This is a genomic window from Lysobacter sp. DMC97, assembly GCF_056313745.1.
In genome coordinates, this window is sequence record NZ_JBQUZR010000002.1 from 414,057 (window position 1) to 439,400 (window position 25,344).

A 25,344-nucleotide genomic window follows, 5' to 3' on the forward strand; every position below is an offset into this window, starting at 1 on the left:
CGCCATGACCACGGTCCGCTTTCTCGCCGTCGCCGCGCTCGCCGGCACGCTCGCGTCCTGCGCCAGCACGCCGCCGCCGAAGCCGGCGCCGCCCGTGCCGCAGCACCGCTTCCAGCGTGCGCAGGCCAACATCGGCCCGGCCTCGGCCAGCCTCGTCAGCGGCCATCTGGCGATCACCGCGATCGACGGCGGCGTGCGCATCGAGGGCGAGCTCGGCGGCCTCGGCCATGGCGGCACGCACGCGATCCACGTCCACGAACGCGGCGACTGCTCGGCCGCGGATGCGTCCAGCGCCGGCGGCCACTTCAACCCCGGCGGCATGCCGCACGGCCGCGCCGGCGACGGCCCGCACCACCTCGGCGACATGGACAACCTGCACGCCAACCAGGAAGGCGTGGCCCACGTCGACATCCGCCTGCTCGGCGTCACGCTCGGCAGCGGCGCGGCGAACGACATCCTCGGCCGCGCGATCGTCGTCCACGCCAACCCCGACGATTACGGCTCGCAGCCCGCGGGCAACGCCGGCAGCCGCGTCGGCTGCGGGGTGATCGACGTCGCGCTCTAGCGACGCGGGCGACCGCGCGCGATCGTGCTGCGCCGAAGGAGGGCGGCGCGTAGCCACCAGACGCTCGCAATGACGAGGCCCGGGATCAGCATGGACAGCGCGAGGCCGATCACGAAACAGCCCGCGTAGGCCAGCGCGGGCATCGGCCTGCCGAACAGATCCTCTGCGGCAGTGAACAGACCACGGATCGGCGCGATCGCGAGCACCAGCCCGGCGGGGAATGCCAGGTAGGTGAGCAGCGGCGGAGAGGCCGGAAGGCCGCACGTGCCGCAGCGCAGGTTGGAGCGGGGCACCAGCGCCCACACGTCGAACGCGAGTTCGCTGCCGCAGCGTCGGCAGGTGCCGACGTGCAGGATCGCGGGCGCGCGTGCGTGCCCGCGACGGGCGTTCATGCCGCGCCCAGCAAGCCGCGCGCGTCCTGCGCGCCCGTGCAGGGCACGGTGAACACGTCGAGGCCGTGCACCTTCAGGATCGCGGCGAGCTGGCGCTGGCGTGCGCGGAAGACGTCGTAGCGGCGGTCGAGGCGGGCTTCGTCGCGTTCGTCGTCGGCGTAGCGACGGCGCCAGCCCTCGCGGTCGAAGTCGGCGACGCGCACGTGGCCATCGACGTAGCGCAGCAGCGGTTCCGGCGGCGCGTCCAGCCACGCGGTCTCGGCGGGCGCCAGCAGCGCGGTCTCGACCAGCGACCACAGCGCGCCCAGGCCGACGTGGCGGTACTGCAGCGCCATCATCGCGGCGAGGTCGTAGGCGGTGAGAAAGCGGGCGTGCTCGATCCGCGCCTCGAACGCGTCCTGCGCGACCAGTGCGGTCTCGGCGCCGGCCATGCCGCGCTCCAGCAGCGCCTGCTCGAAATCGGCAGCGACGGCCGTGACCGCGGCCGCGGGACCGACCAGCAGGAACGGCACCACGCGCAGCGGGCCGCCGTGCAGTTCCAGCTCCGCGCGCAGCGGCAGCGGCACCACGCCGTCGGCATCGGCGCCGAAGGCGATGACGCGCGGGCCGCCGTCGGCGCCCGGGGCGCGGGCGTGCAGCTCTTCCAGCCGCCGGTGCAGCGGCCAGCCCGGGCGCAGCATTTCCGCGGGATCGTGGTGCGCGCCGGCGAGGACCAGGTCCAGCGACGCCGCGCCGGGGCTGAAGCCGGCCAGGTCGCGGCTCACCAGTTCGGCCAGCGCGCCGGCTTCGGCCTGGCGCAGCGCGGCGCGTCCCGGCTGCGTGCCCGGGACCAGTTCCAGGGCGAGGGCACCGCGGACGATCATGCGCGGCGAGGAGGCGGAGGCGGGCTGCGGAGCGGTCATGGTCGCGTCGGTCACGGGGCGGGGGTTACACTCGGCGCATTATCCGCCGTTCGCCCGCCCGCGTCGGCCTTCGCGGCGTTTTAGAGACGAAGCTCCAGCGTTTGCGGGTCCAATCGAAGCTCCGCCGCGCGCCGCCGCGGCCCGTCCCCTCGAGGTGCCCGATGCTGCATGGTCGTCCCGTCGCCGTCCTCGGCGGCGCCCGCATTCCCTTCTGCCGCCAGAACACGGCCTACGCCGACGTCGGCAACCTCGGAATGAGCGTGCGCACGCTCGGCGCGGTGGTCGAGAAGTTCGGCCTGCAGGGCCAGCAGCTCGGCGAAGTCGCGATGGGCGCGGTGCTCAAGCACAGCAGCGACTGGAACCTCGGCCGCGAAGCCGCGCTGTCCTCCGGGCTGTCGCCGCTGACGCCGGGCATCACGATGCAGCGCGCCTGCGGCACCTCGCTCGACACCATCATCACCGTCGCCAACAAGATCGCCGCCGGGCAGATCGAGGTCGGCATCGGCGGCGGTTCGGACACCACCTCCGACGTGCCGATCGCCGTGAACCCGAAGCTGCGCCGTCGGCTGCTGTCGGCCGCCGCGGCGAAGACCACGATGGACCGCATCGCGCGCCTCACCCGCGGCTTCTCGTTCGGCGAACTGAAGCCGGAATTCCCGGGCGTCGGCGAGCCGCGCACCGGCAAGTCCATGGGCCAGCACTGCGAGGACATGGCGAAGGAGTGGAACATCTCCCGCGAGGCGCAGGACGAATGGGCGCTGTCGTCGCACAAGAAGCTGGCCGCCGCCTACGAGCGCGGCTTCTTCGACGACCTCGTCGTCCCGTTCCGCGGCGTCAACCGCGACAACATCCTGCGCGGCGACACCACGCTGGAGAAGCTGGCCTCGCTGAAGCCGGCGTTCGACCGCACCTCCGGCCGCGGCACGCTCACCGCCGGCAACTCCACGCCGCTCACCGACGGCGCGTCGGCCTGCCTGATCGCGTCCGAGGACTGGGCCGCGCAGAACGGGCATGAAGTGCTGTGCCGCATCCGCGACGCGCACGTCGCCGCGGTCGACTTCGTCCACGGCGAAGGCCTGCTGATGGCGCCGACCGTGGCCGTGGCCGAGATGCTCAAGCGCAACAACCTCACGTTGCAGGACTTCGACGTCTACGAGATCCACGAAGCCTTCGCCGCGCAGGTGCTGTGCACGCTGCGCGCGTGGGAAAGCCCGGAGTACTGCCGCGACCGCCTCGGCCTGGACGCGCCGCTGGGCAGCATCGATCCGGCGAAGATCAATCCGCTGGGCTCGTCGCTGGCCGCCGGCCATCCCTTCGCTGCCACCGGCGCGCGCATCGTCGCCACCGCCGCGAAGGAACTGCAGCAGCGCGGCGGCGGCCGTTGCCTGATCTCGATCTGCACCGCCGGCGGCATGGGCGTGGTGGCGATCCTCGAACGCTGACGGAAGCGTTGGGCCGCGTGCCGTCACCGGTGACAGCGGTGACGGCCGGCCGTGGCCGGTTTTCGCCAACCCCGTTCCGCGATCCGATACGTTTTCCGACGGCACGCTCCGACGGCATCGCGCCGCCGGCTCGCCCTCAACGGATCGTCAACGGGGATTGATCATGCGTCGCACTGTCTCGAATCTGCTGGTCTGCGGCCTGGTCGCAGCCCTTTCGTTCTCACTCGCCGCGTGCAGCAAGCGCGAAAGTGCCGCCGAGTCACTGTCTTCGGCGCCGAGCGCCGACAAGGCCATGGCCGGCGGTGCCATGCCCGCCGCCGCGCCCGCGGCGCCGCCTGCCGAAATGGCCGCCGCGGACGCCGCATCCGCCTCGTTCGAAGGTGCGGCCGATGCGGCCGCGAAGGACAGCGTCTCCGAACAGGTGGCGCGCCGCGAAGCCGAGGATCCGGTCGAAACGACCACCCGCGTCGACGCCGCGCAGGTCAGTTCCAGTGCCAGCACCTACAAGGACGGCGAGCGCAAGTTCATCCGCACCGCGCAGGCGCAGTTCCGGGTCAAGGACGTGTACGGCTCGGCGCTGGCGATCGAGGACGTGGCCGCGCAGCAGGGCGGCTTCGTCGTCGACAACGGCATCACCGCCGACACCACGCGCATCGAGCGTCGTCCCGCCGGCAACGGCAAGCTGCTCGAACTCGCCGAATACCAGGTGCGCGGCAACCTCACCGTGCGCGTGCCCAGCGACCACACCCAGGCGTTCCTGCGCGCGATCGCGTCGCAAATGGAATTCCTCGACCGCCGCAGCTTTCAGGCCGCCGACGCCCAGTTCGACCTGCTGCGCCAGCAACTGGCGCGGCAGCGCGAGGAAGACGCCCAGCGCGAACTCGGCGACGCCATCCGCGGTGGCGATCGCCTCGACCGCAAGGCCGACGTGATCTCGGCCCGCAGCGACGCGCGCATGCAGCGCGACGAGGCGCTGATCCAGCAGCGGCAGTACGAGGACCGCGTCGACTTCAGCACCATCACGCTGTCGCTGTACCAGGCGCCGAAGCTGCGCCAGACCGAGCTGGTCGACACCGACGCGGTGTTCCGCCAGCACGCGCAGGGCTTCTTCTCGCGCATGTTCGATTCGCTGCGCACCGGCTGGTACGGCATCCTCGACCTCGTCGTCGCGCTGACCGCCGCGTGGCCGCTGTGGCTGGCGATCGGGCTGGTGGTCTACGGTATCCGCTGCTGGCGCGCCGCGCGTCCTGCCAAGCGTCCGCCGCCGCTGGAATGAATCCCGGAACGCAGACACGACGCCCCGCGGGTTTCCGCGGGGCGTCGTCGTTTCAGTGCTTCGCCGCCGCGTCGCGCCGGCCTTCGGCCAGCGTCCAGCCGATGAGGTCGGTCGTCACCGTGCCCAGGCCCTGCGAGAACGCGCGCTGCACCTCGGGCACCGCGGTGCCGCCGGCAGGCACGTCGGCCTCGAAGACATGGCTGGCGACCACGCGATCGTCGTCGTTGCGCACCAGCCGCGCGCCGAGCACGATGCGCGCGTTCGGCGTGGCGCCGCCGTCGTAATCGGCTTCGAAACGGCGCAGGTCGAGCAGCAGTTCGTAGTCCGCGCCGACGCCTTCGCCGCGACGGCCGACGCCGGCGACACGGCCGCTGTCGTCGAACGCGCGCACCAGCGTGTCCAGCACGAGGTCCGGCGCCGGCTGCGTCCACGCCGCGCCCTTGTAGACCTGCAGTTCGCCCGGCTGCGGGCGCACGAGGATGCGCGCGCTGTCGTGCGCGTCGTCCGCGTACGGGCGCGCGATGCGCAGCTGCCACGCGACCTGCGGCCACGCCGCATCGGCGGCGATCGTCGCCTCGGGGCGATACAGCGCCAGCGGCGCCTGCTTGGGCAGGAGGCCGCAGCCGGCCAGCGGCGCGAGCAGCACGGCGAGGGCGAGGATGCGCAGCGCGCGGCGATGCGCGGTGCGCGCCGGTGTCGTGGCGGGGATCATTTCGGCTCGAACTCCTTCGGGTTCTGGCGGCCCAGCACGTAACCGGCGGGGTTCTCGTCGAGCCGCGCGCTGATCCGGCGCAGGTCGCGCACCAGGGCGCGCAGCTCGTCCAGCGTCGGTCCGACTTCGCCCAGGCCATCGCGGGTGAAGCCGCGGATCGCGCCGCGGTTCTCCGCGATGATCGCGTTGGCGTTGCCGGCGGTGGCGTCGAGCCGCGAGAGCGTGCTGTCGAGCTTGGCGATCAGCCCGGGCAGCTTCTGCACCAGTTCGCGGTCGACGTCGTTGATGGCGTTGTTGGTGGTGTCCAGTGTCGCCGAGAGCTTCTCGCTGGAGGTGCGCGCGTTGGCGATCAGCGCACCGATGTCGCCGCTGCTGTCGCCCAGCGCGCGCGAGGTCTTCTCGATGTGCGCCAGCGTCTTGTGGATGTTGGCGATGTTCTCGTCACTGAGCACTTCGTCGAGGCGCGCGACGAGGCGGTTCGCGGTCTCGGCGATGTTCTGCAGTGCCGAGGCTTCGGTGCGGATCACCGGCACCTCGTCGCCGTGCGCGACCAGCGCCGGCGCGGCCGGCGTGCCGCCGGTGAGCTGGATGAACGCGGTGCCGGTCAGGCCGGTGAACGACAGCTTGGCGCGGGTGTCGATCTTCACCGGCGTGTTCGCGCGCAGCTTCACGTGGGCGACGACCTTGCGCGGGTCGTCCGGCGCGAGGCTGAGGTCGGCCACGGTGCCCACGCTGATGCCGTTGTACTGCACGCTGCCGCCTTCGGTCAGGCCGGTGACGGCCTCGTCGAAGATGACGTCGTAGTAACGCCAGTCCTTGTCCGACGAATACTTCGCGGCCCACAGCCCGAACAGCAGCAGGAACGCGGCCGTCGCCAGCGTGAAGGCGCCGATCAGCACGTAGTTGGCGCGGGTTTCCATGTCAGGCTCTCTCGGTCATCGGATCACGGCCCTGCGTCGCGGGGTCGCGCTCGCGGGCGTCGCGTGCCGCGCGTCCGCGCGGGCCGTTGAAATACTCCTGCACCCACGGATGATCGAGCCGTTCGATCTCGTGCAGCGGCCCGACCGCGATCACGCGCTTCTCGGCCAGCACCGCGACGCGGTCGCAGATGGCGTACAGGGTATCCAGATCGTGGGTGATCAGGAACACGGTCAGCCCCAGCGCCTGCTGCAGCGTGCGCGTGAGCCGGTCGAACGCCGCGGCGCCGATGGGGTCGAGGCCGGCGGTGGGTTCGTCGAGGAACAGCAGCGGCGGATCGAGCGCGAGCGCCCGCGCCAGCCCCGCGCGCTTGCGCATGCCGCCCGACAGCTGCGACGGCAGTTTGTCCAGCGCATCCGGCGGCAGGCCGGACAGCTTCACCTTCAGCAGCGCCAGTTCGTACAGCAGCGATTCCGGCAGCTCGGGATGATGTTCCTTCAGCGGCACCTGCACGTTCTCGCCGACGGTCAGCGACGAGAACAGCGCGCCATCCTGGAACAGCACGCCGGTGTTGCGCTCGATGTGCAGGCGATCGGCCTCGGCGCGCGACCGACCGTCCACGCCGAGCACCTCGACCGTGCCGGCATCGGGTTCGCGCAGGCCGAGGATCGACCGCATCAGCACCGACTTGCCGCTGCCGGAGCCGCCGACCACGCCGAGGATCTCGCCGCGGCGCACGTCGAGGTCGAGGTTCTCGTGCACGATTTGCGCACCGAACTGGTTGCGCAGGCCGCGTACCTGGATGACGGGGGTGTCGGCGGACGTTGTCATGGCGATGCCTTTTTCGCCGTGAGGAGTGGATGCGCGCATTCGCGCTGCGGCACGATGTCCGTTCGATGTGCGCGGGTGCGTCGTGATGCTCCCGCCGTCTGCGTTCCATGCGAGGTGATGAAAGCCCGGAATCTTTTCCGCGCTGGCGCGCGGGTCACTTTCTTTTCGAAAAGAAAGTGACCAAAGAAAACACTCAGGTCCAATTCGAACCTGCCGTCGGTGCCGCAACCGGAATTTTTCGATGAGGCGTCCTGCCTCATCGAAAAACGGCGCACGTCCTGTGCGCCGCCCCCCGGGTTTCCGATTCCGGCACCGGGCGTGGCGTTGGAATCATCGTCGGGACGATCGGCGGAAAGAACGGAGGTTGGCCTGTCGAACGATGTTTCCTGCGGCCGGCTTTTGGTGGATCGAGGGATCAAGATCGGCAGGTTGAGTTGCGAATGACCGCCATCCCGCGGAGGCGTCATGCTTCCCTTGGGTGCGATTCGTCCCGAAATGAATTCATGGTCGGCGTACTGTTCTTTCATGGGAGACCCGGAGGGCGACGCGCAGGACGCGCGTCGTTTTTCGATGAGACATGGATGTCTCATCGAAAAATTCCGGGCGCGCTTCGGATGGCAGATTTGAATTGGACCTGAAATGTTTTCTTTGGCCACTTTCTTTGCGCCAAAGAAAGTGGCTCGCGCCCAAGCGCGAAAAAGATTCCGGGCCGTACCGGAAGCGCCAAACACATCGGTGGAGGGCAAGCGGTTCATCTCACCACCCCATGTGCATGAACCAGATCGCCGCGAGCGCATCCAGCACGATCACCAGCGAAATGGTCTGCACCACGCTGGACGTGGTGCGCTCGCCCACCGACTGCGCGCTGCCGCTGACCTGCAGCCCTTCGAGGCAGCCGATCAGCCCGATGACCAGCGCGAAGATCGGCGCCTTCGACAGCCCGACCAGGAAATGCCGCAGCTGCATCGTCTCGTGCAGGCGGTTGTAGAACGCCTGCGGCGGGATGTCGAGGCTGGTCGAACTCACGAACATGCCGCCGAGCAGGCCGGCGAGCATCGCGATGAACGTCAGCAGCGGCAGCATCGTCATCAGTGCCAGCACGCGCGGGATCACCAGCAGGTCGACCGGGTCCAGGCCCAGCGTGCGGATCGCGTCGACTTCCTCGCGGCTGACCATCGCGCCGATCTGCGCGGTGAACGCGCTGGCGGTGCGGCCGGCGAGGATGATCGAGGTCAGCAGCACCGCGAACTCGCGCAGGAAGGCGATGCTCACCAGTTCCACGACGTAGATCGACGCGCCGAAGTCGGCGAGGATGTTCGCGCCGAGGAACGCGATGACCGCGCCGACGAGGAACGACAGCAGCGCCACCAGCGGCACCGCATCCAGGCCCACCTGTTCCATATGGAAGACGGTGGCAGTCACGCGCAGGCGGCGCGGCTGCACGAGGATGCGGCCGAGCTTGACCAGCGTCTCGCCGAGGAAACTGACCAGCGCGACGATTTCCCGGGCGTTGTGCTGCACGGCGCGGCCGAGGCGTTCCAGCGCAGCGGCGACGCCGTAGGTCTTCGTCGCCTTCGGGCGGCCGTCTCGCACGTCCTCGATCGCCTGCACCAGCGCGCGATGGTCGTCGCGGAAGCGCAGCGCGTCGTCGTCGAGCCCGCGCCGCGAGGCGAAGCGCAGCAGTTGCAGCACGCCCAGCGAATCCAGCCGGGTCACGCCGTCGGCGTCGATGATGCGCACGTCCTCGGGCACGTCGCGCAGCGCATCGCCCACGGCCAGCGCGTGATGCAGCGTCCAGTCGCCGGACAGGCGCGCGATGGCGCCGTCCTGCGGGTCGCGTTCGATGCGCGGCGTGGCGGCGACGGGCGGCGTCATCGGCGGCTCGGTGCGAGGCCCATGTTCAGGCCGCCGGGTTCGGTGTGACCGGTGGCGCGACCGGTGACGCAGCTGGCGGCGCGGGCACGAGTGGTGCGTCCGGCGTGTCGGCGACGGCCTTGCGCTGCGCGGCGAGCGCGTCGACGCGCAGCGCCTGCGCCCGCGGGGCCGGCGGCTGGTCGGACACGACTTCGAGCGCGGCGAGCGCATCGTCGGCGCGACCATCGGCGAGTGCGATCTCGGCCAGCGCGATCGCCCGCGCCATCGGCTGGTCCGCGGCGAGCGCGTCGAGGTGCGCATGCGCCGCCGCGGCGTCGCCGCGCGCGGCGGCGGCCCGCGCCGCGGCGATCCGCGCCGACGTCGCGAACACCGGATCCTGCGCGGCCTGCAGCAGCAGTGCCTCGGCCTGCGCCCAGCGACCGTGATGCAGCGCGTCCAGGCCTTCGGCCAGGCGCGCGCGCGCGGCGCGTTCTCGACGCTGGCGCCACAGCCGCAGCGGCCAGCCCAGCACCTTCCACAGCAGCCACGCCGCGAATGCCGCGGCCAGCGCGATCAGCGCCGCGCCGACCAGCGTCGCCTCGATCGTGGTGTCGAGGTAGCGCACCTGCACGAAGCCCGGATCGCGCAGCAGGAATTGCGCGAGCACCGCGCCGGCGAGCGCCAGCAGCAGCCAGAACAGGAGGGTGCGGAAGAGGTTCATCGGATCGACCACATCCAATAGTCGCAGCGCGCTTCCGAGAGATCGCAGAAGAACGCCCATTCGCTGTCTTCTTCGGCGTATTGCCAGAGGCTGAGCCCGTCCTCGCGGGCCTCGTCGACGATCTTGCTCCAGTACTCGAAGGGCGAGCGCGACTGCACGCCGCTGTGGACACCTTGCACGAATCGTCCGGCCTCCGCAGGCGGGAAACGGAAGCTGCCGACGGAGTAATTCAGATCGAGATTGTTTTCGAGGTCGATGTCGCGCGTGGAGGGCGGCAACAGCTTGGTCGGCAGCCAGCCGCGGTCGTCGTAATCGGCGAGCGTATCTGCATGCGTTTCGACGGTGTTGAGGTCGCATCCGCACACTGCGAGCGCGCCGGTGACCATCACGACGGCAGCGACGACGGTCCGCATCACCCGCCCCGCTGCGTCCGCAGCACCTGGCGGGTGCTGCCGAGCGTGGGCAAGTCGGGCGACAGCGGCAGCGCCTGCAATTGCTTCAGTCGTGCGTGGCGGGCGTCGAGCGCGGGCGAGGCCGGCCACAGCCGCGGCAGCCAGGCGTCGGCGCGGGCGAGCGCAGCGCGATAGCCGGCGTCGTCGCGACGTTCGATCGCGGTGCGCGCCAGCGCGAGTTCGAGTTCCAGCGCGGTGCGTGCGCCGCTGCGTTCCTGCGCGGACAGCGCGACGTCGCCGTCGCCGTGGCGCACCTGCACGAGTTTCGCGAGCACGCGCTCCCACCACGGCGCATGCGCGTCCGCCGGCGGCAGGCTGCCGGTGTCGTCGTCGCGCGGTAGCGCCTGCGCGAAGGCATCGAGCTGCGCCAGCGCGCTGCGCGCGGGATCGGCCTTGAGCGCGTCGAGCGCGGCGCGTTCCTGCGCCAGCGCCTGCTTCGCGTTCAGTGCGTTGCTGCCGTCGACGCGATCGAGCACCTCGGCGGCGAGCGCGTAGGCGCGGCGCGCGCCGTCGAGGTCGCCCGACAGCCGCAGCCGCTGTTCGCCGAGGGTCAGCAGCAATTCGGTTTCGTCCAGGCGCAGGGCCTCGGCGCCGTGGCGGTTGGCGTCGGCGAGCTGCGCGACCTGCTGTTCGAGCAGCGCCGCGCGTTGGCCGACGCCCAGCAGTTCGTCGCGCAGCACGCGGTTGGTGGCGTCGGCCTGCTGCAGCCGCTGGGCATGGCCGCGCACGTCGCGGCGCACGCCGTCGACGCGCGATTCCAGTGCGCGCAGCTGCTGCGCGGCCTCGATCTCCGCCACGCGGGCGTCCTCGCTGCGCCGATGGTCGGCGTACCACAGCCACGCGCCGGTGCCGACCAGCGCCAGCGCGATCACCCAGCCCCAGCCGCGGCCGGACGGCGACGGCGCGGCGGGCGCGGGCGGTGCGGCGACGACGGGGTCGGCGGCGGGGCCGGAAGCGGGAGGCGGGGGAACGCTGTCGGTCATGGAGGAGGGCCGGCCGCATCCTCGGCGGCGCTGGCGGCATGGTAGCCGGATTGCATGTCGATCGCGGCCAGCAACTGCGCCGGTCGCGGCCCCGCGGCGATCCGCACGTCGGTGCAGCCGGCGTCGTGCGCGATCACGGCCAGGCGTGCGCTCGCGGCGAGCACGCGCGCACCGCGCAAGCGCGTGGCGAGGTCGTCGGGCACGGCGGCGAGCGCGTTCAGCAACGCCTCGCCGCTGCTCACCGGCAACCACAGCGGACCGGTGCTCGCGCGCAGGCGGGCCAGCGCGGCGGGCGCCGGGGCGACGTCCTCGCGGGCGTACACGTCGGCGCGCAGCACGCGGGCGCCGCGCGACGCGAGCACCGGCGCGATGCGATCGCGTCCGCCCGGGGCGGTGAGCAGGCCGATGTCGTGATCGCGCACCTCGGCCAGCGCGGGCAGGGCGAGCAGGCCTTCGCTGTCCATGCGTTCGGGCGACAGCGGCGCGTCCACGCCGGCGCGGTGCAGCGCGGTGGCGGTGGCGCTCCCGACCGCGCACCAGGCCTGGCCGCGGCGCGTGCGCAGCGGCGCGAGGACGGCGGCGGCGCGCACGGCAGCGGGACTGGTGGCGATCACCACGTCCGCCGCCAGCGCCGCGCGCAGCGCACGGCGGGTGTCGGCGTCGTCGCGCACCGCGATGCGCCACGGCGAGAGTGCGACCACGCGCAGGCCGTGGACGGCGGCGGCGCGGCGCATCGCCGCGTGATCGCCCACCGGGCGCAGCGACACCACGATCGGGTCGGGCGACGGCGGCGTGGCGTATCCTCGCGGGCGGCGACGGGGCGGCATGCGACCAGCTTGGCCGCAGCCTCCGGCGCCCGCAAGCCGCGCGACATCGCGCAGCCGCTCCCTTCCTCCCGTCCACGCGATCGCCATGACCGACTCCGACCGCGCCGCCGCGCTGCGTGCGCTGGAAACCCAACTGCTGGCGATGCCGCCGGTCGCGGCGCTGGCGCTGCGTGTCGGCGCCGACGAGGGCGACGACCGCCTGCGCCTGCACGCGCCGCTGGCCGCGAACATCAACGACAAGGGCTGCGCGTTCGGCGGCAGCCTGACTTCGCTGATGACGCTCGCGGGCTGGGGCCTGATCGTGCGGGTGCTGGCCGCGGCCGGGCTCGACGCCGAGGTCTACGTCGGCACCAGCGAGGTCCGCTACCGCGCGCCGCTGTACGCGGACCTGGAGGCGGTGGCGACGCCGGCCGAGGGCGAGACGTGGGACGCGTTCCTGCACGCGCTGCGCACGACCGGCAAGGCCCGGTTCGTGGTGGTGGCGCAGGTCGCGCTTCCTGAAGGCGGCGTGGCCGCGGAGGCCCGGTCGCGCTACGTCGCCGTGCGCAAGGCGTAGGATGCCCGCAGCCCCCGCCGCCACCGTCCGGATGCCGATGCCTCGTCCCGCCACCGCTTCGCCGTCCCCGTTCTTGCGTGCGCTGTCCGTCCGCGCCCTGCTGGTCGTGCTGCTGCTGTCGCTGGCCGGCGCCGCCTTCGCCGGCAAGAAGCGCGACCTGCTCGACCGCAACCAGTACGCCTATTCCGCCGCGATCCGCTGGGGCGATTTCGAGGGCGCCTGGAACATGGTCGATCCCAAGGCGCGCAAGGAGAAGCCGATGACCGACGTCGACTTCTCGCGCTACGAGCAGATCCAGGTGACCGCCTACCGCGACCTCGCCACCATGTCCGGCCCGGACGACAGCCAGTTGCGCGAGATCCAGATCGAGGTGGTCAACCGCAACACCCTCAGCACGCGCACCCTGCGCTACACCGAGATCTGGCGCTTCGACCCGGTGACCAAGAACTGGTGGGTGGCCGGGCTGCCGGATTTCTGGAAGGGGTTCTGAGGCCGCCGGGTCCCGGCCTGCGGTTTTGCCAGCCGGCCCGCCGCGGGCGACAATGCCGCCACCCGCGCGGCCGTCCGCGCCTCCGGAAGCCTTGCCCGTGAATTCCCAAGAACTGTGGGCTTTCGCCGCCCGCAACCCGGTCTACAGCGTCGCCTTCGTCGCCCTGACCGTCGCCATCGTCGCCAACGAAGTGCTGCGCCTGTTCCGCGGCTACAAGGCGCTGGCGCCGTCCCAGGTGACCGCGCTGATCAACCAGGAGAACGCGCTGGTCGTCGACCTGCGCGTGCCGAACGACTTCCAGGAAGGCCACATCGCCGGCTCCCGGAACGTGCAGATGAGCCAGTTCGACCCCGAGAACAAGCAGCTGGCGCCGGCGCGCGCGCTGCCCATCGTGCTGGTCTGCCAGAACGGCATCACCGTCAACGGCGCCGCCAAGCGGCTGAAGAAGGCGGGCTTCGAGCGCGTGCACATCCTCGACGGCGGCATCACCGCCTGGCGCCAGGCGGATTTGCCGCTGGTCAAGGGCAAGGGCTGAGCCCCCGGGCAGACTGCCGCCGGTGCCGGTCGCGGCCGGCCATTGCAATCCGGGCCACGCGCGCCCACATCCCCCCAGCCTGTCGCCGGCCCGGCGGCCGCGCCAAGGCCCCGCCCGGGGCCCGCGTGCCATAATCGACCTCTTTTCCGCTTTCCCTTCAGGAGCTCCCGTCATGTCCGAACCCGTCGCCAACGGCGCCGCCGCCGAAGCCAACGGCCCGACCTTCAGCGTCGAGAAGATCTACGTCAAGGACGTCTCGTTCGAGGCCCCGGGCGCCCCGCAGGTGTTCAACGAGCAGGGCCAGCCGGCGCTCGAGATGAACCTCAACCAGCGCGTCCAGCGCCTGGCCGACAACCTGTTCGAGGTCGAACTGGGCGTGACCCTGACCTGCAAGCTGATCGACAAGACCGTGTACCTGGCCGAAGTGCGCCAGGCCGGCCTGTTCGGTCTCTCGGGCTTCGACGACCAGAACCTCGACGCCATGCTGGGCATCCATTGCCCGACCGTGCTGTATCCCTACGCCCGCCAGAGCATCAGCGACCTGATCACCGCCGGCGGCTTCCCGCCGTTCCTGCTGCAGCCGATCAACTTCGAAGGCCTGTACGCCGAAGGCCTGCGCCAGCGCGCCGCCCAGCAGGGTGGCCTGGCCGGTGCCGAGACCATCGGCAACGCCTGATCCGCACGATCGATCTCCCCGATTGGTCTCCGCCGATCTCCGCGATCCGGGTGCCGGCATGATCGCCCGCCCCGATGCGCTCCCGGCCGTCGCCGTCCTCGGCGCCGGCTCCTGGGGCACGGCCCTGGCGGCGCTGATCGCCCGCCACGGCCACCGCACGGTGCTGTGGGGGCGTGACGCCGCCACGGTCGCCGCCATCGACGCCCGGCACGAGAATCCCCGCTACCTGCCGGGGATCCCGCTGCCCGACACCCTGCGCGCCACCACCGACCTGGCCGTCGCCCTCGACGGCTGCGATCTGGTGCTGGTGGTCGTGCCGTCCCATGCCTTCGCCGAGACCCTGCACGCGCTGGCGCTGCTGCGCCCCGCGCATGCGGGCGTGGCGTGGGCGACCAAGGGCTTCGAGCCCGGCTCCGGCCGTTTCCTGCACGAGGTCGCCGCCGACCAGCTGCCCGACGGCGTGCCGTTGGCGGTCGTCACCGGCCCGTCCTTCGCCAAGGAAGTCGCGCAGGGCCTGCCGACCGCGCTGACCGTCCATTCCGAGGACGACGCGTTCGCCCGCCAGGTCGCCGGCACCCTGCACGGCCCGTCGTTCCGCGCTTACACCGGCGAGGACATGCTGGGCGCCGAGCTGGGTGGGGCGATGAAGAACGTGCTGGCGGTCGCCACGGGCGTCGCCGACGGCATGGCGCTGGGGCTGAATGCCCGCGCCGGCCTGATCACCCGCGGCCTCAACGAGATGCTGCGCCTGAACCTCGCCATCGGCGGCAAGGCCGAGACCCTGATGGGCCTCGCCGGCCTGGGCGACCTCGTGCTGACCTGCACCGGCGACCTGTCGCGCAACCGCCGGCTGGGCCTGGCGCTGGGCCGCGGCCAGTCGATCGCCGACGCCGTGCGCGAGATCGGCCAGGTCGTGGAGTCGATCCAGACCGCCGAGGAAGTGATGCGCCAGGCCGACCGCCACGGCATCGAGCTGCCGATCTCCAGCACCGTCCGCGACGTGCTGAAGGGCGAGATCACCCCGGCCGACGGCCTCAAGCGCCTGATGGCCCGCGAGCGCAAGCCGGAATACCCGCACGGCCTGTTCGGCGACGATTGAGTCGCGCTGCACCCGGGCATCGAACCCCGGCCATAGCCGCCAACGAAAAAGCCCGGCATGGCCGGGCTTTTTCGTGGACGCGCCGCGCGCGGGCGTGGCGCGGAATCGAGGCGGGATCAGAAGCTGGCGCGGACGCCGACCGTGTACTGCGAGGTCAGGTCGCCGAATTCGCCTTCGGCCACGATGCCCCAGGTCTCGTTGATGACGAACTGGCCGCCGACCGTGCCACTGAACTCGCTGTCGTAGTCGCTGCCGTTGACGTAGTTGGCCTTGATCCAGCCTTCGATGTTGTTGCCGAAGGCACCGCGCAGGCCGACCGACGCCTTGGCGCCGTCGAAGTTGTCGCGGTAGACCGAGGAATCCAGCTCGACGTGCTGGAAGCCGACTTCGGCGGTGAAGTCCGCGTTGTCGAACATCGTATGGCGGTAGCCCAGGCCGAGGTGCGACTGGCGGGCGTTGATGTTGCTGGGCAGGTCGCTGTTGCGGGCCCAGGCGTAGCCGCCGTAGACGTAGAGATCGTCGGTCAGCTCGATCGAACCGCGCACGCCGGCGCCGTCGAAATCGAAGCTGTCGGTCCCCAGGTTGGGGGTGTCGACCACGATGCGTTCGACATCGCCCTGGATGTAGTTGTAGCCGCCCAGGCTGTCACGGGCGGACGCCGCGAACGGCAGGCTGGCCAGCACGAGCGCGGCCGCAAGATGCTTCTTCATGAATCTCCCCATTGCCGATGGTGTCGCCGGACGGATCCCGGCGGTTGCGGTGTATGCCCAGGCCCCAGCCTGGCGCGGCCTGCCAGTGTACCCAAGCCGGGCGCGAATGCGCAGCCGGGCCCGGTTCCGGCGCCCGGAAACGCGCCCCCCGGCCGGAGCCGGGCGGCGTGCGGGCCGGCAGTTCATCCGCTTCGCGCCGACGTGCTGGAGCGGAAGCTGCAACGGCAGGCGTCGACCCGGCGGTCGTCCGGCGTGGCCGGCGCCATGCTTTCGATGACGACTCGGCGCGCTGCGGGAATCCTGCGGCCGGACACGAGAAAGCCCGGCTTGCGCCGGGCTTCCAGGCCGTGATCGGGGGAGTCGATCGACGGAAAGGCGTATCGGGAACGGGGCTACGCCTGCCCTGCACGGGGAGCCGTGCGGCCGCGGCTTACCAGCTGACGCGCGGGCCGATGAACCACTGGGCATCGCCATCGGCGAACTTCACGTCGCCGTTCAGGCCCCAGGTGTCGTTGAACTTCACGTTGGCGCCGAGGCGGCCGTAGAAGTTGCCGTCGACCTTCTTGTAGTCCTCGTAGCCGGCCATCGCGTAGCCCTCGAACTTCGGCGCGATCGCGCCGCGGACGCCCACTTCGGCGCTGTAGCCGTTGAGGTTGCTGCCGAGGTCGGGGTTGAGCTTCTGGTAGGCGACGTTGGTGACGAGGTCGGCCTTGTCGGTCAGGCCGTAGTGGTAGCCGACACCCAGCTTCCACTCGTCGACGTTGAAGTTGGTGTTGTCGATTTCCTGGGTGTTGTAGCCGCCGAAGACATTGAAGCTCTGGCCCACCGCAACCGAGCCGTTGAGGCCCCAGCCGTCGGCGTCCGGCACGCCGTCGTTGTTGTTGGTGGCGACGTAACCGCCCTGCACGTAGTTGTAGGACAGGCCTTCGGCCGCAGAGGCGGCAAACGGAGCGGCGGCAAGGAGGGTCAGGGCGAGGAGGGTGCGCTTCATGGAGGAAAACCTCATGGTTGTTATTGGACCCGGAGCGGTGGAGAGAGAGGGGAGCCGCTCCGGTGAAACGCATTCTCGATATCGCCGTGTAACGATTCCTTAATACTGAACCGATTGGTTCGGGAACTTTTGCGAAGCGTTCATGTTGTTCGCCGTGGCCGCGCTCTGCATGATCGCGAGCGACCATCCGCACGATGCGGGCGGCACGGATACATCACCACGGAACAGGGGGAAGACACGATGTCGCAACAGGACACCACCGCCGGCACGACGCCGGCGTCGATGACGATGACGCCCGACAGCGGGCCGCAGGCCGGCGGCACGCCGGTGACGATCACCAACGGCAGCTTTTCGGGCGTGCCGCAGCTTTTCTTCGCCGGCGTGCCGGCGACGGATGTCAAGGTGGAGGCGGGCGGGACGACGTTGACCGCGGTGACGCCCGCGGGCGCGGCCGCCGGGCCCGCTGAGGTGACGGTCACCACGTCCACGGTCCCCGTGAAGGTCGGCATGTTCGACTACATCGCGCCGGCCGTGACCGGCGTGTCGCCCTCGGAGGGCCCGTTGGCGGGCGGCACGCCGGTGACGATCACCGGCAACGGCTTCGCCGGCGCCACCGAGGTGATGTTCGGTGGCGTGCTCGCCAAGCCGTTCACGGTGAGCGCCGACGGCAATTCGATCACGACCACGTCGCCCGGCGGCGGCGCCGCGGGCCCGGTGGACGTGCAGGTGAGCCTGGCGTCCGGGCTCACGGCGAAAGTGCCGGCCGACCTGTTCACCTACCAGTACACCGCACCGGCCGTGACGGGCGTGTCGCCGGTGCAGGGGCCGCTGGCCGGCGGCACGCCGGTGACGATCACCGGCAACGGCTTCACCGGTGCGGAGCAGGTGCAGTTCGGCGGCGTGCCGGCCAAGCCGTTCACGGTGAGCGCCGACGGCACGTCGATCACGACCACGTCGCCCGGCGGCGCAAAGGCCGCCGCGGTGGACGTACGCGTGAGCCTGCCCTCCGGGCTGACGCCGGTGGTGCAGGCCGACAAGTTCATCTACCTCGAACCGGTGATCACGGGCCTGTCGGTCACCAGCGGTCCGCTGACCGGCGGTACGCCGCTGACGATCTTCGGCGCCGGCCTGGCCGGCGCGCTGCAGGTGCAGTTCGGCGGCATTCCCGCGGCGTCGTTCACGGTGAGCGCCGACGGCAGCACGATCACGACCGTGTCGCCCGCGGGGCCGAAGGTCGAGACGGTCGACGTGCAGGTCAGCCTGCCGACCGGGCTGACCGCGAAGACGACCGTCGACCAGTTCAGCTACTACACGCCGGCGCCGGTGAACGCGTTGTTCGTCATCGACAACCAGACCGGCGTGCCCGACGACCAGGTCTTCGTGAAATTCCTCGGCGCGCCGATCGGCGACAGCACGTTGACGCAGACCTACGGCGACAACCAGCCGCTGGACATCGGAACGGACACCGCCGACCGTTCCTACAGCCTGGCGCAGATGACCACGGCGCTGGCCGACGTGCCCAGCCTGGCCACGCCGATGCCCGCGTTCCGGCTCAACGACTATGCCGGCGGGCGCATCTACTTCAGCCTCGGCGTGCCGTTGCAGTCCACGACCATCCCGGCCGCGCAGAATCCGTCCGATCCCGATTTCGGCACGGTGTACGCCTACGTCGAGCCGTCGATCTTCACGTCGACCGTGGCCGGCCAGACCAACATCGATGCCTCGTACGTCGACTTCGTCGCCATCCCGGTGGACATCGCGGTGCTCGATCGCAGCACCGGCGCGCTCGTGAATCCGCCGGCGAACAATCCGCTGTCCTCGCCGGCAGGCACCGCGCTGTTCGATGCGCTGACCTCGGGCACGACGGCGGGCACACAGGTGCCGGCGGGTGCGGTCGTGACCGCGACCACGTCGGTGCCCACCCCGGATGGCGGCACGCTGGCGATCGGTGGCACCGCGCGCATCCTGTCGCCGTCGATGTACGACGCCGGCATGATCACCAACGCCGTGCCGTACCACGACTGGAGTGCGCTGCTGGATGCGCTGCAGAAGGCGGGTACGTCGCTGCCGGTGGCGAGCTACACCACCGTCGACACGGGCGTCGCCTTGCCCAAGGGCACGTTGTTCGGTTTCGCCGGTAGCCAGTCCTCGACGATCGCGGCCGTGTGGACGGACAAGCAGGACTACACGCTCGCGGCGACCGTGGTCGCCGACCTCAACCCCGGCGGCGTCAATCCGCGCATCCCCACGCTGGCGGGCGTGCCGGGCATCGTGATCACCGGCTCGGGCGCGGTGGTCGGTACGTTCTCGGTCTACCTGCAGCGCAGCGACCTGGAAGCGCAGACCGGCATCTACGGCGCCAATCCGCCGTACGTGGTCGACTGGCAGGACGCGCCCGCGGGGCCGACCCCGTATCCGCAGGCGCAGATCGAGAACGATCTCGGCGGGCGCGTCGTCGGCGATCTGCTGGCGGGCTTCAACTTCGGCTGGGCCGGCTGCACGACGACGGTGGCGACGCAGGCGGCCACGATCACCCAGGCCGGCGGGCAGCCGAATCTCGCCGGCAGCGTGTTCGATCCGCCGGATGGCCCGCTCGCGCAGACCGCGATCGGCGCGCTGACCACCGGGCAGCTGTTCTACCTGCTGTCGCTGCAACCGACGACGCAGGCGCTGGCGCAGTGGTTCGGCGCCTCGCTGCGCAGCAGCCCGGACGCGTACAACACCTACGCCAGCGATTTCCAGGCGCTGACCAACGGCTACAACATGGCCTTCACCGATCGCCTGCAGGGACCGAGCGACCCGGACATGTTCTTCACGCCGGGCGACACGACCTACGTGAAGATCACGTTGTCGGCGGGTGCGTACACGGTGACGATCACGCCGCCGTCGGGCTGACGGCGGCGATCCGGCCGACGCCTGCGCCGCAACCGCGGCTCAGGCGTCGAAGTCGTCGAGCCGGATCGACACGGCGTCGGGATCGCCGGCCTCGATCGCGCGGGCGACGGCGCGATGTTCGGCCGATTCCACCCAACTGCGCAGGTCGCGGCCGCTGCGGCCGTCGGCGCGCGCAGCCAGCGTGCGCGCGCCGTCTTCCGCCGCGAACGCCAGCGGCTTGCCGCGCAGCATCACTTCGAGCAGGCGGCGCACGCCGTCGCGGTCGGGGAGCGGGATCTCGATCTGCTTGGGCAGGCGCGACAGCACCGCGGCGTCGATCTGGTCGAGGCGGTTGGTCGCGGCCAGCACGAACACCGCCTGCGGCTGCGCGAACACGCCGTCCATTTCCTGCAGCAACTGGCCGACGATCTCGGTGAGCATCGCGTCGTTCTGGCCGCCGCGCGCGGCGGCGACGATGTCGATCTCGTCGATGAACAGCAGCGACGGCGCGGATTCGCGCGCGCGCTCGAACAGTTCCCGCACCTTCTGGCCGCTCTGGCCGAGGAAGCCCTGCTTGATGTCCGCGGTGGACGCGGCGATGAAGCGCAGCCCGGTCTCGTTGGCGAGCGTGCGCGCGATCTGGGTCTTGCCGGTGCCGGGCGGGCCGTACAGCAGCAGGCCGCGCGGCACGCCGATGCCGCGCTTGCGGAAGGTCTCGGCGTGCTGCAGCAGGCCGGCGGTGGTCTTCAGCTCGCACAGTACGGGCTCGGACAGCACCAGCGTGTCCCAGCGCGCGCCGGCGTCGGTGGCGGTGGAGCCCTGCCGGCGCATCGCGGTGGTCATCGCCTCCAGCGTTTCGTCCGCCAGCGGCTGGCGGGTGCCGTGCTCGCGCGCGACGCGCTTGGCCAGCGCATCGAGGTCGCGGCCCGACATGCCTGCGGTCAGCGCCGTCGTGCGCGGCGGCAGCGGTGGCGGGATGCCCAGCCGGGCGAAGGCGTCGGCCAGCAGCTGCAGGCGCATCGCGTCGTCGGGCAGGCCGATCTCGATCTGGTCCTCGAAGCGCGACAGCAGCGCGGGATCGATCAGGTCGCGGCGGTTGGTCGCGCCGACCACCCACACGTTGCTCTGCTTCTGGAAGCCGTCCCACTGCGCGAGGAAGGCGGTGACGATCTCCTCGACGAAGCTGTCGGTGCCGACGCCGCCGCGGCGCCCGAACACGCCCTCGCATTCGTCGACGAAGATCACCGCCCGCGCCTCGCCGCGCGCCTTCTGCCACAGCGCCTTCACGTTCTCGCCGCTCTGGCCGATGTAACCGGACTTCAGGTCGGTCAGCGACAGCGGGAAGAACGCGCACTGCATGCTCTCGGCGAACGCGCGGGCGATGGTGGTCTTGCCGGTGCCCGGCGGCCCGTACAGCAGCAGGCCGCGCGTGGCCGAGGCGCTGCCGGCGGCGAAATGCCCGGCCAGCGCGATCAGCCGCTGCTTCACCGCCGGCGCCAGCGCCACGCCCGCCCAGACCCGCTGCGCGTCGACCGGCGTCTGCGGCAGCACGTTGCCCGAGCGCAGGGTGCGGTTGCGTTCGAGCCGGCCGGCGTGGCGCACGCTCTGGTCGCAGGCCTGGTCGAACTGGTGCGCGAGGTTGCGCAGCCGTGCGGTGAGCGGCGCGAAGGCGTTGGGCTGGCTCAGGTCGCGTTCCCAGACCACGGCGGGCAGGCGGCCCTCGGTGCGCAGCGGGATCAGCGCCACGCCGCGGTCGTGGGCGTCGCTGACCGACACCACCAGGTCGCCCGGCGCCATGCCCGACAGCGGCTTCCATTCCTGCATGCCGAATCCGGTCGCGCTGTCGTCGATGCGGGAGACGATGTAGATGTCGCTGAAGACGCCGGCGCCGTCCCTGCGTTCCAGCCGCATCAACCGGAAGCGGTAGCGCAACAGCAGCAGGCGCGGCTGCACCCATTGTTCGATCACCACCAGCAGCGCCAGCCAGGCGGCCGCCAGCCACGGCGCAATGTGCGGCAGCCGGCGCGCCAGCCGTGGTTCCAGCATCGGTGCGACGGTGACCGCGACCAGCAGCACGCCGGCCACGACCAGCCACATCGACGGTGCCGACAGCGCGACGCGGCGGCCGTATTCGCGGGGGTCGCGGATGCGCCGCAGCAGCCGGTGGAGGCCGTGGGTCGCGAAGTGCCCGCGCAGGACGCCGTCGATGCGGCGCGAGAACCGCTGCAGCGATTGTTCGAGTGCGCGCAGATCGGGGTCCGCGGCGTCCGCCGTTCCCCTGGCGTTGTGCTCGACATTCACGCGCGTTCCGTCCCCCGCCGGTATCCGGTCGGCATCATAGCCCGCGATCCGCGGTGCCCGGACGAACGGGTGGCCGGCCGCCGCCCCCGATCGCGTCTGACAAGGTGAGCAAACGCCCGGCATCGCCGGGCCGCCACGGCCAGGGGGGACGTGGTCGCCGGACCGGTGGACGTCGTCCGCCGGCATCGACCGTTGCCTCCTGCGCCGCGACACCGACGCGGCCGGACGCCGCGTGCCCAAGCACCGGCGGAGGAAGCCGTCGCCATGGCCATGCCCAGTTTCAACACCCGCGTGGGGATCGCGATCGATGCGGTCCGCGCCCGCCATCCGCAGGCGGTGCCGCACCGCGCCGAAGCCACCGCGTCCACCGGCCCCACCACCACGCCGATGGCGCTCGACCGCCTGCGCGTGCTGTTCCGCGAGGCTGACGGCACCGTGCTGCTGGCCGAGGAGACCGGCTATGGCGACTTCGGCCCGCTGCGGCGGCTGGACACCGTGCGCCTGGAAGGGCCGGGCCTGGACTGGCCGGTGATGATGGAACTGTCCGAGGCCGACAACCGCAAGGAAGAGGCGGCCTGGATCGATCCCTACGTGGCCGTGACCCTGCGCGGCCGCGCGGGCGGTGGCGCGGAGTTCGTGTTCATCGGCGCGCCGGGCGTGGCGGACGTGATCGTCGACGCGATCACCGGCGAGGTCCGCGGCGGCTGAGGCTCAGCGCGCCTTCGTGCGCACGAACGACACGAACAGCATCACGCCGCCGAACAGCAGCGCCAGCAGCGGCAGGCCCCACACGTGCATCGAGGAGTTGCCGCCGCGGAAGGCGTCGTCGGGGTGGCCGGGATCGAAGGTCATCGGCACCTGCTCGCCCGCGTGCAGGTTGGCGTTCGCAGGCGAGGCGTCGTGGCCCTTGCGCTTGCCGGCGTCGAGGATCACGCGGTGGTCGCTGCCGCCGTACGCGAACCGCACCGTCGCCGAGAACCGCGTGCAGTCGTAGCGCGTGGTGGTGTGGTGCTTGCCGCCACTCGACCGTGAGCAGCGGTCGTTGCGGGCCGTGACCTGCTCGACCGTGCCGTCGGCATGCGTCGCCTTCGATACGAAGATCGCGGCCCGGATGCCCAGCACCAGCGCGAGCGCCAGCACGGCGCCGCCGATGGCCCGCGTCAGCATGGGGAGGTTCATCGCATGCTCCTTCGGCGGGTCTGCCGGTTCGCGGGGTCACCATCATCGCCGCGACGCCGATCGCGAGCGACGGCGTCGCCCGCGACCGGATCGCGATCCGCCATCGTCCGGTCTACAGGATCGACAGCGTCTTTTCCTTGCGCTCGGCCAGCCGCTTCTCGAGGTAGTGGATGTTCTGGCCGCCGGCCTGGAAGCCGACGTCGGACATGATCCGCTGCTGCAGCGGGATGTTGGTCTTGATGCCGTCGACCACCATCTCGCTCAGCGCCACCCGCATCCGCGCGATCGCGGTGGCGCGGTCCGGGCCGTGCACGATCAGCTTGCCGATCATCGAGTCGTAGTTCGCCGGCACGCGATAGCCTTCGTAGATGTGCGAATCCACGCGCACGCCGGGGCCGCCGGCGGCATGGAAATGCTTGATCAGGCCGGGCGAGGGCAGGAAGGAATCCGGGTCCTCGGCGTTGATGCGGCACTCGATGGCGTGGCCGCGCAGCACGATGTCTTCCTGCCGGATCGACAGCTTCTCGCCGGAGGCGATCAGCAGTTGTTCCTTCACCAGGTCGATGCCGGTGATCAGCTCCGTCACCGGATGTTCCACCTGGATGCGGGTGTTCATCTCGATGAAGTAGAAGCGGCCGTCCTCGTACAGGAACTCGAACGTGCCCGCGCCGCGGTAGCCGATGCGGACGCAGGCCTCGGTGCAGACCTTGCCGATCTCGGCGCGCTGCTCCGGCGTGATGCCCGGCGCCGGCGCTTCCTCGACCACCTTCTGGTGGCGGCGCTGCATCGAGCAGTCGCGTTCGCCGAGGTGGATCGCGCCGCCCTGGCCGTCGGCGAGCACCTGGATCTCCACGTGGCGCGGATTCTCCAGGAACTTCTCCATGTAGACCTGTTCGTTGCCGAACGCGGCCTTGGCTTCGCTCTGCGTGGTCTGGATGGCCGAATGCAGCGCGGCTTCGGTGTGGACCACGCGCATGCCGCGACCACCGCCGCCGCCGGCGGCCTTGATGATCACCGGGTAGCCGATCTCGCGTGCGATGCGCGCGTTTTCCTTCGCGTCGTCGCCCAGCGGGCCGCCGCTGCCGGGCACGCAGGGCACGCCCGCGGACTTCATCGCGCGGATCGCCTCCACCTTGTCGCCCATCATGCGGATGGTCTCGGCGCGCGGGCCGATGAAGATGAAGCCCGACTTCTCCACGCGTTCGGCGAAGTCCGCGTTCTCGCTGAGGAAGCCGTAGCCCGGGTGGATCGCCTGGGCGTCGGTGACTTCGGCCGCGGCGATGATCGCCGGCATGTTGAGGTAGCTGTCCTTCGAGGCGGCGGGACCGATGCACACCGACTCGTCGGCCATGGCCACGTGTTTGAGGTTGCGATCGACGGTGGAATGCACCGCGACCGTCTTGATGCCCAGCGCGTGGCAGGCGCGCAGGATCCGCAGCGCGATCTCGCCGCGATTGGCGATGACGACCTTGTCCAGCATGGGAAGGTCCTCAGCCGATGACGAAGAGCGGCTGATCGAACTCCACCGGCTGGCCGGTCTCGCACTGGATCGCGAGCACGGTGCCGGAGACCTCGGCCTCGATCGGGTTGAACATCTTCATCGCCTCGACGATGCCGAGCGTCTCGCCCTGCTTCACCGCCTGGCCGACCTTCACGAACGGCGGCTTGTCCGGCGACGGCGACGCGTAGAACGTGCCGACCATCGGCGAGCGCACGACGTGGCCGTCGGGCAGGTCCGACTGCGGACGCGGGCTGCCGCCGGTCGCGGCGTCCACCGGCGAGGCCATCGGCATCGCCGCGGCGGGACGGGGCGCGTGTTCGAGGTGCAGTGGCGGCGGCGGCAGGCTCATCGCCACGCCACCCTTCGGGATGCGCGCCAGACGAACGGATTCCTCACCTTCCTTGATCTCGATCTCCGCGAGGTTCGATTCCTCGAGCAGATCGATGAGTTTCTTGATTTTGCGCAGGTCCATTGTGGGTTCTCGTGCTTGCCCGCGGCTGCGGGCGTCGTTCGTGGGAAATGCGGGTTGAGGCAGTCGGGTCGAAGCGTTGGGTGAA

The 25,344-nt window shown here is 70.9% G+C and carries 27 protein-coding genes; 10 read left to right on the top strand and 17 right to left on the bottom strand.

Going from position 1 to position 25,344, the window contains the following annotated elements; all coding sequences use genetic code 11:
- Positions 1-4 precede the first annotated feature (4 nt).
- Positions 5-565, top strand: a complete 561-nt coding sequence (locus tag ACT53Q_RS04670) for a superoxide dismutase family protein (RefSeq protein ID WP_476185495.1) — start codon at positions 5-7, stop codon at positions 563-565.
- On the opposite strand, the gene ACT53Q_RS04675 is transcribed toward ACT53Q_RS04670, so the two are convergent.
- Together ACT53Q_RS04675 and ACT53Q_RS04680 are read right to left on the bottom strand one after the other, a co-directional pair.
- Positions 562-957: a hypothetical protein gene (locus ACT53Q_RS04675; protein ID WP_476185496.1), complete on the bottom strand. Its 396-nt coding sequence runs from the start codon at positions 955-957 to the stop codon at positions 562-564. The genes ACT53Q_RS04670 and ACT53Q_RS04675 overlap by 4 nt on opposite strands.
- Positions 954-1,859, bottom strand: a complete 906-nt coding sequence (locus ACT53Q_RS04680) for a hypothetical protein (RefSeq protein WP_476185497.1) — start codon at positions 1,857-1,859, stop codon at positions 954-956. Before ACT53Q_RS04680 ends, ACT53Q_RS04675 begins: the two co-directional genes overlap by 4 nt.
- A gap of 161 nt (positions 1,860-2,020) precedes the next feature.
- Between ACT53Q_RS04680 and ACT53Q_RS04685 the strand changes: the two genes are divergently transcribed.
- Together ACT53Q_RS04685 and ACT53Q_RS04690 are read left to right on the top strand one after the other, a co-directional pair.
- On the top strand, positions 2,021-3,301 hold the full coding sequence (locus ACT53Q_RS04685; protein ID WP_476185498.1) for an acetyl-CoA C-acetyltransferase: 1,281 nt from the start codon (positions 2,021-2,023) through the stop codon (positions 3,299-3,301).
- Between the two features lie 163 nt (positions 3,302-3,464).
- Positions 3,465-4,577, top strand: coding sequence for a DUF4349 domain-containing protein (locus tag ACT53Q_RS04690; RefSeq protein WP_476185499.1), 1,113 nt, complete (start codon positions 3,465-3,467; stop codon positions 4,575-4,577).
- Between the two features lie 52 nt (positions 4,578-4,629).
- Here ACT53Q_RS04690 and ACT53Q_RS04695 read toward each other — a convergent pair whose 3' ends face one another.
- The 9 genes from ACT53Q_RS04695 to ACT53Q_RS04735 all read right to left on the bottom strand — a co-directional run bounded on the left by ACT53Q_RS04695 (position 4,630) and on the right by ACT53Q_RS04735 (position 11,875).
- Positions 4,630-5,289, bottom strand: a complete 660-nt coding sequence (locus ACT53Q_RS04695) for an ABC-type transport auxiliary lipoprotein family protein (RefSeq protein WP_476185500.1) — start codon at positions 5,287-5,289, stop codon at positions 4,630-4,632.
- A complete protein-coding gene (locus ACT53Q_RS04700) occupies positions 5,286-6,209 on the bottom strand; it encodes an MlaD family protein (RefSeq protein WP_476185501.1) in 924 nt (307 codons plus the stop codon). The genes ACT53Q_RS04695 and ACT53Q_RS04700 overlap by 4 nt, the downstream gene beginning before the upstream one ends.
- Position 6,210: 1 nt before the next feature.
- A complete protein-coding gene (locus tag ACT53Q_RS04705; protein ID WP_476185502.1) occupies positions 6,211-7,038 on the bottom strand; it encodes an ABC transporter ATP-binding protein in 828 nt (275 codons plus the stop codon).
- Complete coding sequence (locus ACT53Q_RS04710; RefSeq protein ID WP_476185503.1) at positions 7,035-7,565, bottom strand: hypothetical protein; 531 nt, start codon at positions 7,563-7,565, stop codon at positions 7,035-7,037. The genes ACT53Q_RS04705 and ACT53Q_RS04710 overlap by 4 nt, the downstream gene beginning before the upstream one ends.
- A 229-nt stretch (positions 7,566-7,794) precedes the next feature.
- A complete protein-coding gene (locus tag ACT53Q_RS04715; protein ID WP_476185504.1) occupies positions 7,795-8,913 on the bottom strand; it encodes an ABC transporter permease in 1,119 nt (372 codons plus the stop codon).
- 25 nt (positions 8,914-8,938) lie between these two features.
- Positions 8,939-9,613: a heme biosynthesis HemY N-terminal domain-containing protein gene (locus ACT53Q_RS04720; RefSeq protein WP_476185505.1), complete on the bottom strand. Its 675-nt coding sequence runs from the start codon at positions 9,611-9,613 to the stop codon at positions 8,939-8,941.
- Complete coding sequence (locus tag ACT53Q_RS04725) at positions 9,610-10,026, bottom strand: YbbD-related protein (RefSeq protein ID WP_476185506.1); 417 nt, start codon at positions 10,024-10,026, stop codon at positions 9,610-9,612. Before ACT53Q_RS04725 ends, ACT53Q_RS04720 begins: the two co-directional genes overlap by 4 nt.
- A complete protein-coding gene (locus ACT53Q_RS04730; protein WP_476185507.1) occupies positions 10,026-11,048 on the bottom strand; it encodes a uroporphyrinogen-III C-methyltransferase in 1,023 nt (340 codons plus the stop codon). Before ACT53Q_RS04730 ends, ACT53Q_RS04725 begins: the two co-directional genes overlap by 1 nt.
- Positions 11,045-11,875 carry a uroporphyrinogen-III synthase gene (locus ACT53Q_RS04735; protein ID WP_476185508.1) on the bottom strand — a complete coding sequence of 277 codons (831 nt, stop codon included), beginning with the start codon at positions 11,873-11,875 and terminating at the stop codon, positions 11,045-11,047. Before ACT53Q_RS04735 ends, ACT53Q_RS04730 begins: the two co-directional genes overlap by 4 nt.
- An 85-nt stretch (positions 11,876-11,960) precedes the next feature.
- Here ACT53Q_RS04735 and ACT53Q_RS04740 point away from each other — a divergent pair, with 85 nt between their 5' ends.
- The 5 genes from ACT53Q_RS04740 (at position 11,961) to ACT53Q_RS04760 (ending at position 15,231) form a co-directional block, all read left to right on the top strand.
- Positions 11,961-12,431: a YiiD C-terminal domain-containing protein gene (locus tag ACT53Q_RS04740; protein WP_476185509.1), complete on the top strand. Its 471-nt coding sequence runs from the start codon at positions 11,961-11,963 to the stop codon at positions 12,429-12,431.
- Positions 12,432-12,468: 37 nt separating this feature from the next.
- Complete coding sequence (locus ACT53Q_RS04745) at positions 12,469-12,921, top strand: hypothetical protein (RefSeq protein WP_476185510.1); 453 nt, start codon at positions 12,469-12,471, stop codon at positions 12,919-12,921.
- Between the two features lie 97 nt (positions 12,922-13,018).
- The gene (locus tag ACT53Q_RS04750) at positions 13,019-13,456 is read left to right on the top strand and encodes a rhodanese-like domain-containing protein (RefSeq protein WP_476185511.1); all 438 of its coding nucleotides are present in this window, start codon (positions 13,019-13,021) and stop codon (positions 13,454-13,456) included.
- A gap of 172 nt (positions 13,457-13,628) precedes the next feature.
- Positions 13,629-14,132 carry a protein-export chaperone SecB gene (secB, locus tag ACT53Q_RS04755; RefSeq protein ID WP_476185512.1) on the top strand — a complete coding sequence of 168 codons (504 nt, stop codon included), beginning with the start codon at positions 13,629-13,631 and terminating at the stop codon, positions 14,130-14,132.
- 58 nt (positions 14,133-14,190) lie between these two features.
- Complete coding sequence (locus ACT53Q_RS04760; RefSeq protein ID WP_476185513.1) at positions 14,191-15,231, top strand: NAD(P)H-dependent glycerol-3-phosphate dehydrogenase; 1,041 nt, start codon at positions 14,191-14,193, stop codon at positions 15,229-15,231.
- Positions 15,232-15,347: 116 nt separating this feature from the next.
- Here the strand turns inward: ACT53Q_RS04760 and ACT53Q_RS04765 are convergent, their stop codons facing one another.
- The gene (locus ACT53Q_RS04765; RefSeq protein WP_476185514.1) at positions 15,348-15,941 is read right to left on the bottom strand and encodes an outer membrane beta-barrel protein; all 594 of its coding nucleotides are present in this window, start codon (positions 15,939-15,941) and stop codon (positions 15,348-15,350) included.
- A 430-nt stretch (positions 15,942-16,371) separates the two neighbouring features.
- Positions 16,372-16,932, bottom strand: a complete 561-nt coding sequence (locus tag ACT53Q_RS04770) for an outer membrane beta-barrel protein (protein WP_476185515.1) — start codon at positions 16,930-16,932, stop codon at positions 16,372-16,374.
- Between the two features lie 240 nt (positions 16,933-17,172).
- Here ACT53Q_RS04770 and ACT53Q_RS04775 point away from each other — a divergent pair, with 240 nt between their 5' ends.
- Entirely contained in the window at positions 17,173-19,827 is a 2,655-nt protein-coding gene (locus ACT53Q_RS04775) for an IPT/TIG domain-containing protein (protein WP_476185516.1), read from the top strand.
- 39 nt (positions 19,828-19,866) lie between these two features.
- On the opposite strand, the gene ACT53Q_RS04780 is transcribed toward ACT53Q_RS04775, so the two are convergent.
- Positions 19,867-22,107 carry an AAA family ATPase gene (locus tag ACT53Q_RS04780; protein ID WP_476185517.1) on the bottom strand — a complete coding sequence of 747 codons (2,241 nt, stop codon included), beginning with the start codon at positions 22,105-22,107 and terminating at the stop codon, positions 19,867-19,869.
- Positions 22,108-22,371: 264 nt separating this feature from the next.
- On the opposite strand from ACT53Q_RS04780, the gene ACT53Q_RS04785 reads away from it, so the two are divergent.
- Complete coding sequence (locus ACT53Q_RS04785) at positions 22,372-22,815, top strand: hypothetical protein (RefSeq protein ID WP_476185518.1); 444 nt, start codon at positions 22,372-22,374, stop codon at positions 22,813-22,815.
- 3 nt (positions 22,816-22,818) lie between these two features.
- Here the strand turns inward: ACT53Q_RS04785 and ACT53Q_RS04790 are convergent, their stop codons facing one another.
- The 3 genes from ACT53Q_RS04790 to accB form a co-directional block, all read right to left on the bottom strand.
- Complete coding sequence (locus tag ACT53Q_RS04790; protein ID WP_476185519.1) at positions 22,819-23,286, bottom strand: DUF3592 domain-containing protein; 468 nt, start codon at positions 23,284-23,286, stop codon at positions 22,819-22,821.
- Positions 23,287-23,398: 112 nt separating this feature from the next.
- Positions 23,399-24,766, bottom strand: a complete 1,368-nt coding sequence (gene accC, locus ACT53Q_RS04795) for an acetyl-CoA carboxylase biotin carboxylase subunit (RefSeq protein ID WP_476185520.1) — start codon at positions 24,764-24,766, stop codon at positions 23,399-23,401.
- Between the two features lie 10 nt (positions 24,767-24,776).
- Positions 24,777-25,259, bottom strand: a complete 483-nt coding sequence (gene accB / locus ACT53Q_RS04800) for an acetyl-CoA carboxylase biotin carboxyl carrier protein (RefSeq protein WP_476185521.1) — start codon at positions 25,257-25,259, stop codon at positions 24,777-24,779.
- Between the last annotated feature and the right edge of the window lie 85 nt (positions 25,260-25,344).

Bases quoted from the DNA above. Each gene is read 5' to 3' on its own strand.
- ACT53Q_RS04735 (WP_476185508.1), bottom strand. From the start codon at position 11,875: ATGCCGCCCCGTCGCCGCCCGCGAGGATACGCCACGCCGCCGTCGCCC.
- ACT53Q_RS04680 (WP_476185497.1), bottom strand. From the start codon at position 1,859: ATGACCGCTCCGCAGCCCGCCTCCGCCTCCTCGCCGCGCATGATCGTC.
- ACT53Q_RS04675 (WP_476185496.1), bottom strand. From the start codon at position 957: ATGAACGCCCGTCGCGGGCACGCACGCGCGCCCGCGATCCTGCACGTC.
- ACT53Q_RS04690 (WP_476185499.1), top strand. From the start codon at position 3,465: ATGCGTCGCACTGTCTCGAATCTGCTGGTCTGCGGCCTGGTCGCAGCC.
- ACT53Q_RS04720 (WP_476185505.1), bottom strand. From the start codon at position 9,613: ATGAACCTCTTCCGCACCCTCCTGTTCTGGCTGCTGCTGGCGCTCGCC.
- ACT53Q_RS04730 (WP_476185507.1), bottom strand. From the start codon at position 11,048: ATGACCGACAGCGTTCCCCCGCCTCCCGCTTCCGGCCCCGCCGCCGAC.
- ACT53Q_RS04760 (WP_476185513.1), top strand. From the start codon at position 14,191: ATGATCGCCCGCCCCGATGCGCTCCCGGCCGTCGCCGTCCTCGGCGCC.
- ACT53Q_RS04710 (WP_476185503.1), bottom strand. From the start codon at position 7,565: ATGAAAGAACAGTACGCCGACCATGAATTCATTTCGGGACGAATCGCA.
- ACT53Q_RS04785 (WP_476185518.1), top strand. From the start codon at position 22,372: ATGGCCATGCCCAGTTTCAACACCCGCGTGGGGATCGCGATCGATGCG.
- ACT53Q_RS04705 (WP_476185502.1), bottom strand. From the start codon at position 7,038: ATGACAACGTCCGCCGACACCCCCGTCATCCAGGTACGCGGCCTGCGC.
- ACT53Q_RS04740 (WP_476185509.1), top strand. From the start codon at position 11,961: ATGACCGACTCCGACCGCGCCGCCGCGCTGCGTGCGCTGGAAACCCAA.
- accC (WP_476185520.1), bottom strand. From the start codon at position 24,766: ATGCTGGACAAGGTCGTCATCGCCAATCGCGGCGAGATCGCGCTGCGG.
- ACT53Q_RS04725 (WP_476185506.1), bottom strand. From the start codon at position 10,026: ATGCGGACCGTCGTCGCTGCCGTCGTGATGGTCACCGGCGCGCTCGCA.
- ACT53Q_RS04745 (WP_476185510.1), top strand. From the start codon at position 12,469: ATGCCTCGTCCCGCCACCGCTTCGCCGTCCCCGTTCTTGCGTGCGCTG.
- ACT53Q_RS04695 (WP_476185500.1), bottom strand. From the start codon at position 5,289: ATGATCCCCGCCACGACACCGGCGCGCACCGCGCATCGCCGCGCGCTG.
- accB (WP_476185521.1), bottom strand. From the start codon at position 25,259: ATGGACCTGCGCAAAATCAAGAAACTCATCGATCTGCTCGAGGAATCG.
- secB (WP_476185512.1), top strand. From the start codon at position 13,629: ATGTCCGAACCCGTCGCCAACGGCGCCGCCGCCGAAGCCAACGGCCCG.
- ACT53Q_RS04775 (WP_476185516.1), top strand. From the start codon at position 17,173: ATGTCGCAACAGGACACCACCGCCGGCACGACGCCGGCGTCGATGACG.
- ACT53Q_RS04700 (WP_476185501.1), bottom strand. From the start codon at position 6,209: ATGGAAACCCGCGCCAACTACGTGCTGATCGGCGCCTTCACGCTGGCG.
- ACT53Q_RS04765 (WP_476185514.1), bottom strand. From the start codon at position 15,941: ATGAAGAAGCATCTTGCGGCCGCGCTCGTGCTGGCCAGCCTGCCGTTC.
- ACT53Q_RS04770 (WP_476185515.1), bottom strand. From the start codon at position 16,932: ATGAAGCGCACCCTCCTCGCCCTGACCCTCCTTGCCGCCGCTCCGTTT.
- ACT53Q_RS04685 (WP_476185498.1), top strand. From the start codon at position 2,021: ATGCTGCATGGTCGTCCCGTCGCCGTCCTCGGCGGCGCCCGCATTCCC.
- ACT53Q_RS04715 (WP_476185504.1), bottom strand. From the start codon at position 8,913: ATGACGCCGCCCGTCGCCGCCACGCCGCGCATCGAACGCGACCCGCAG.
- ACT53Q_RS04790 (WP_476185519.1), bottom strand. From the start codon at position 23,286: ATGAACCTCCCCATGCTGACGCGGGCCATCGGCGGCGCCGTGCTGGCG.
- ACT53Q_RS04670 (WP_476185495.1), top strand. From the start codon at position 5: ATGACCACGGTCCGCTTTCTCGCCGTCGCCGCGCTCGCCGGCACGCTC.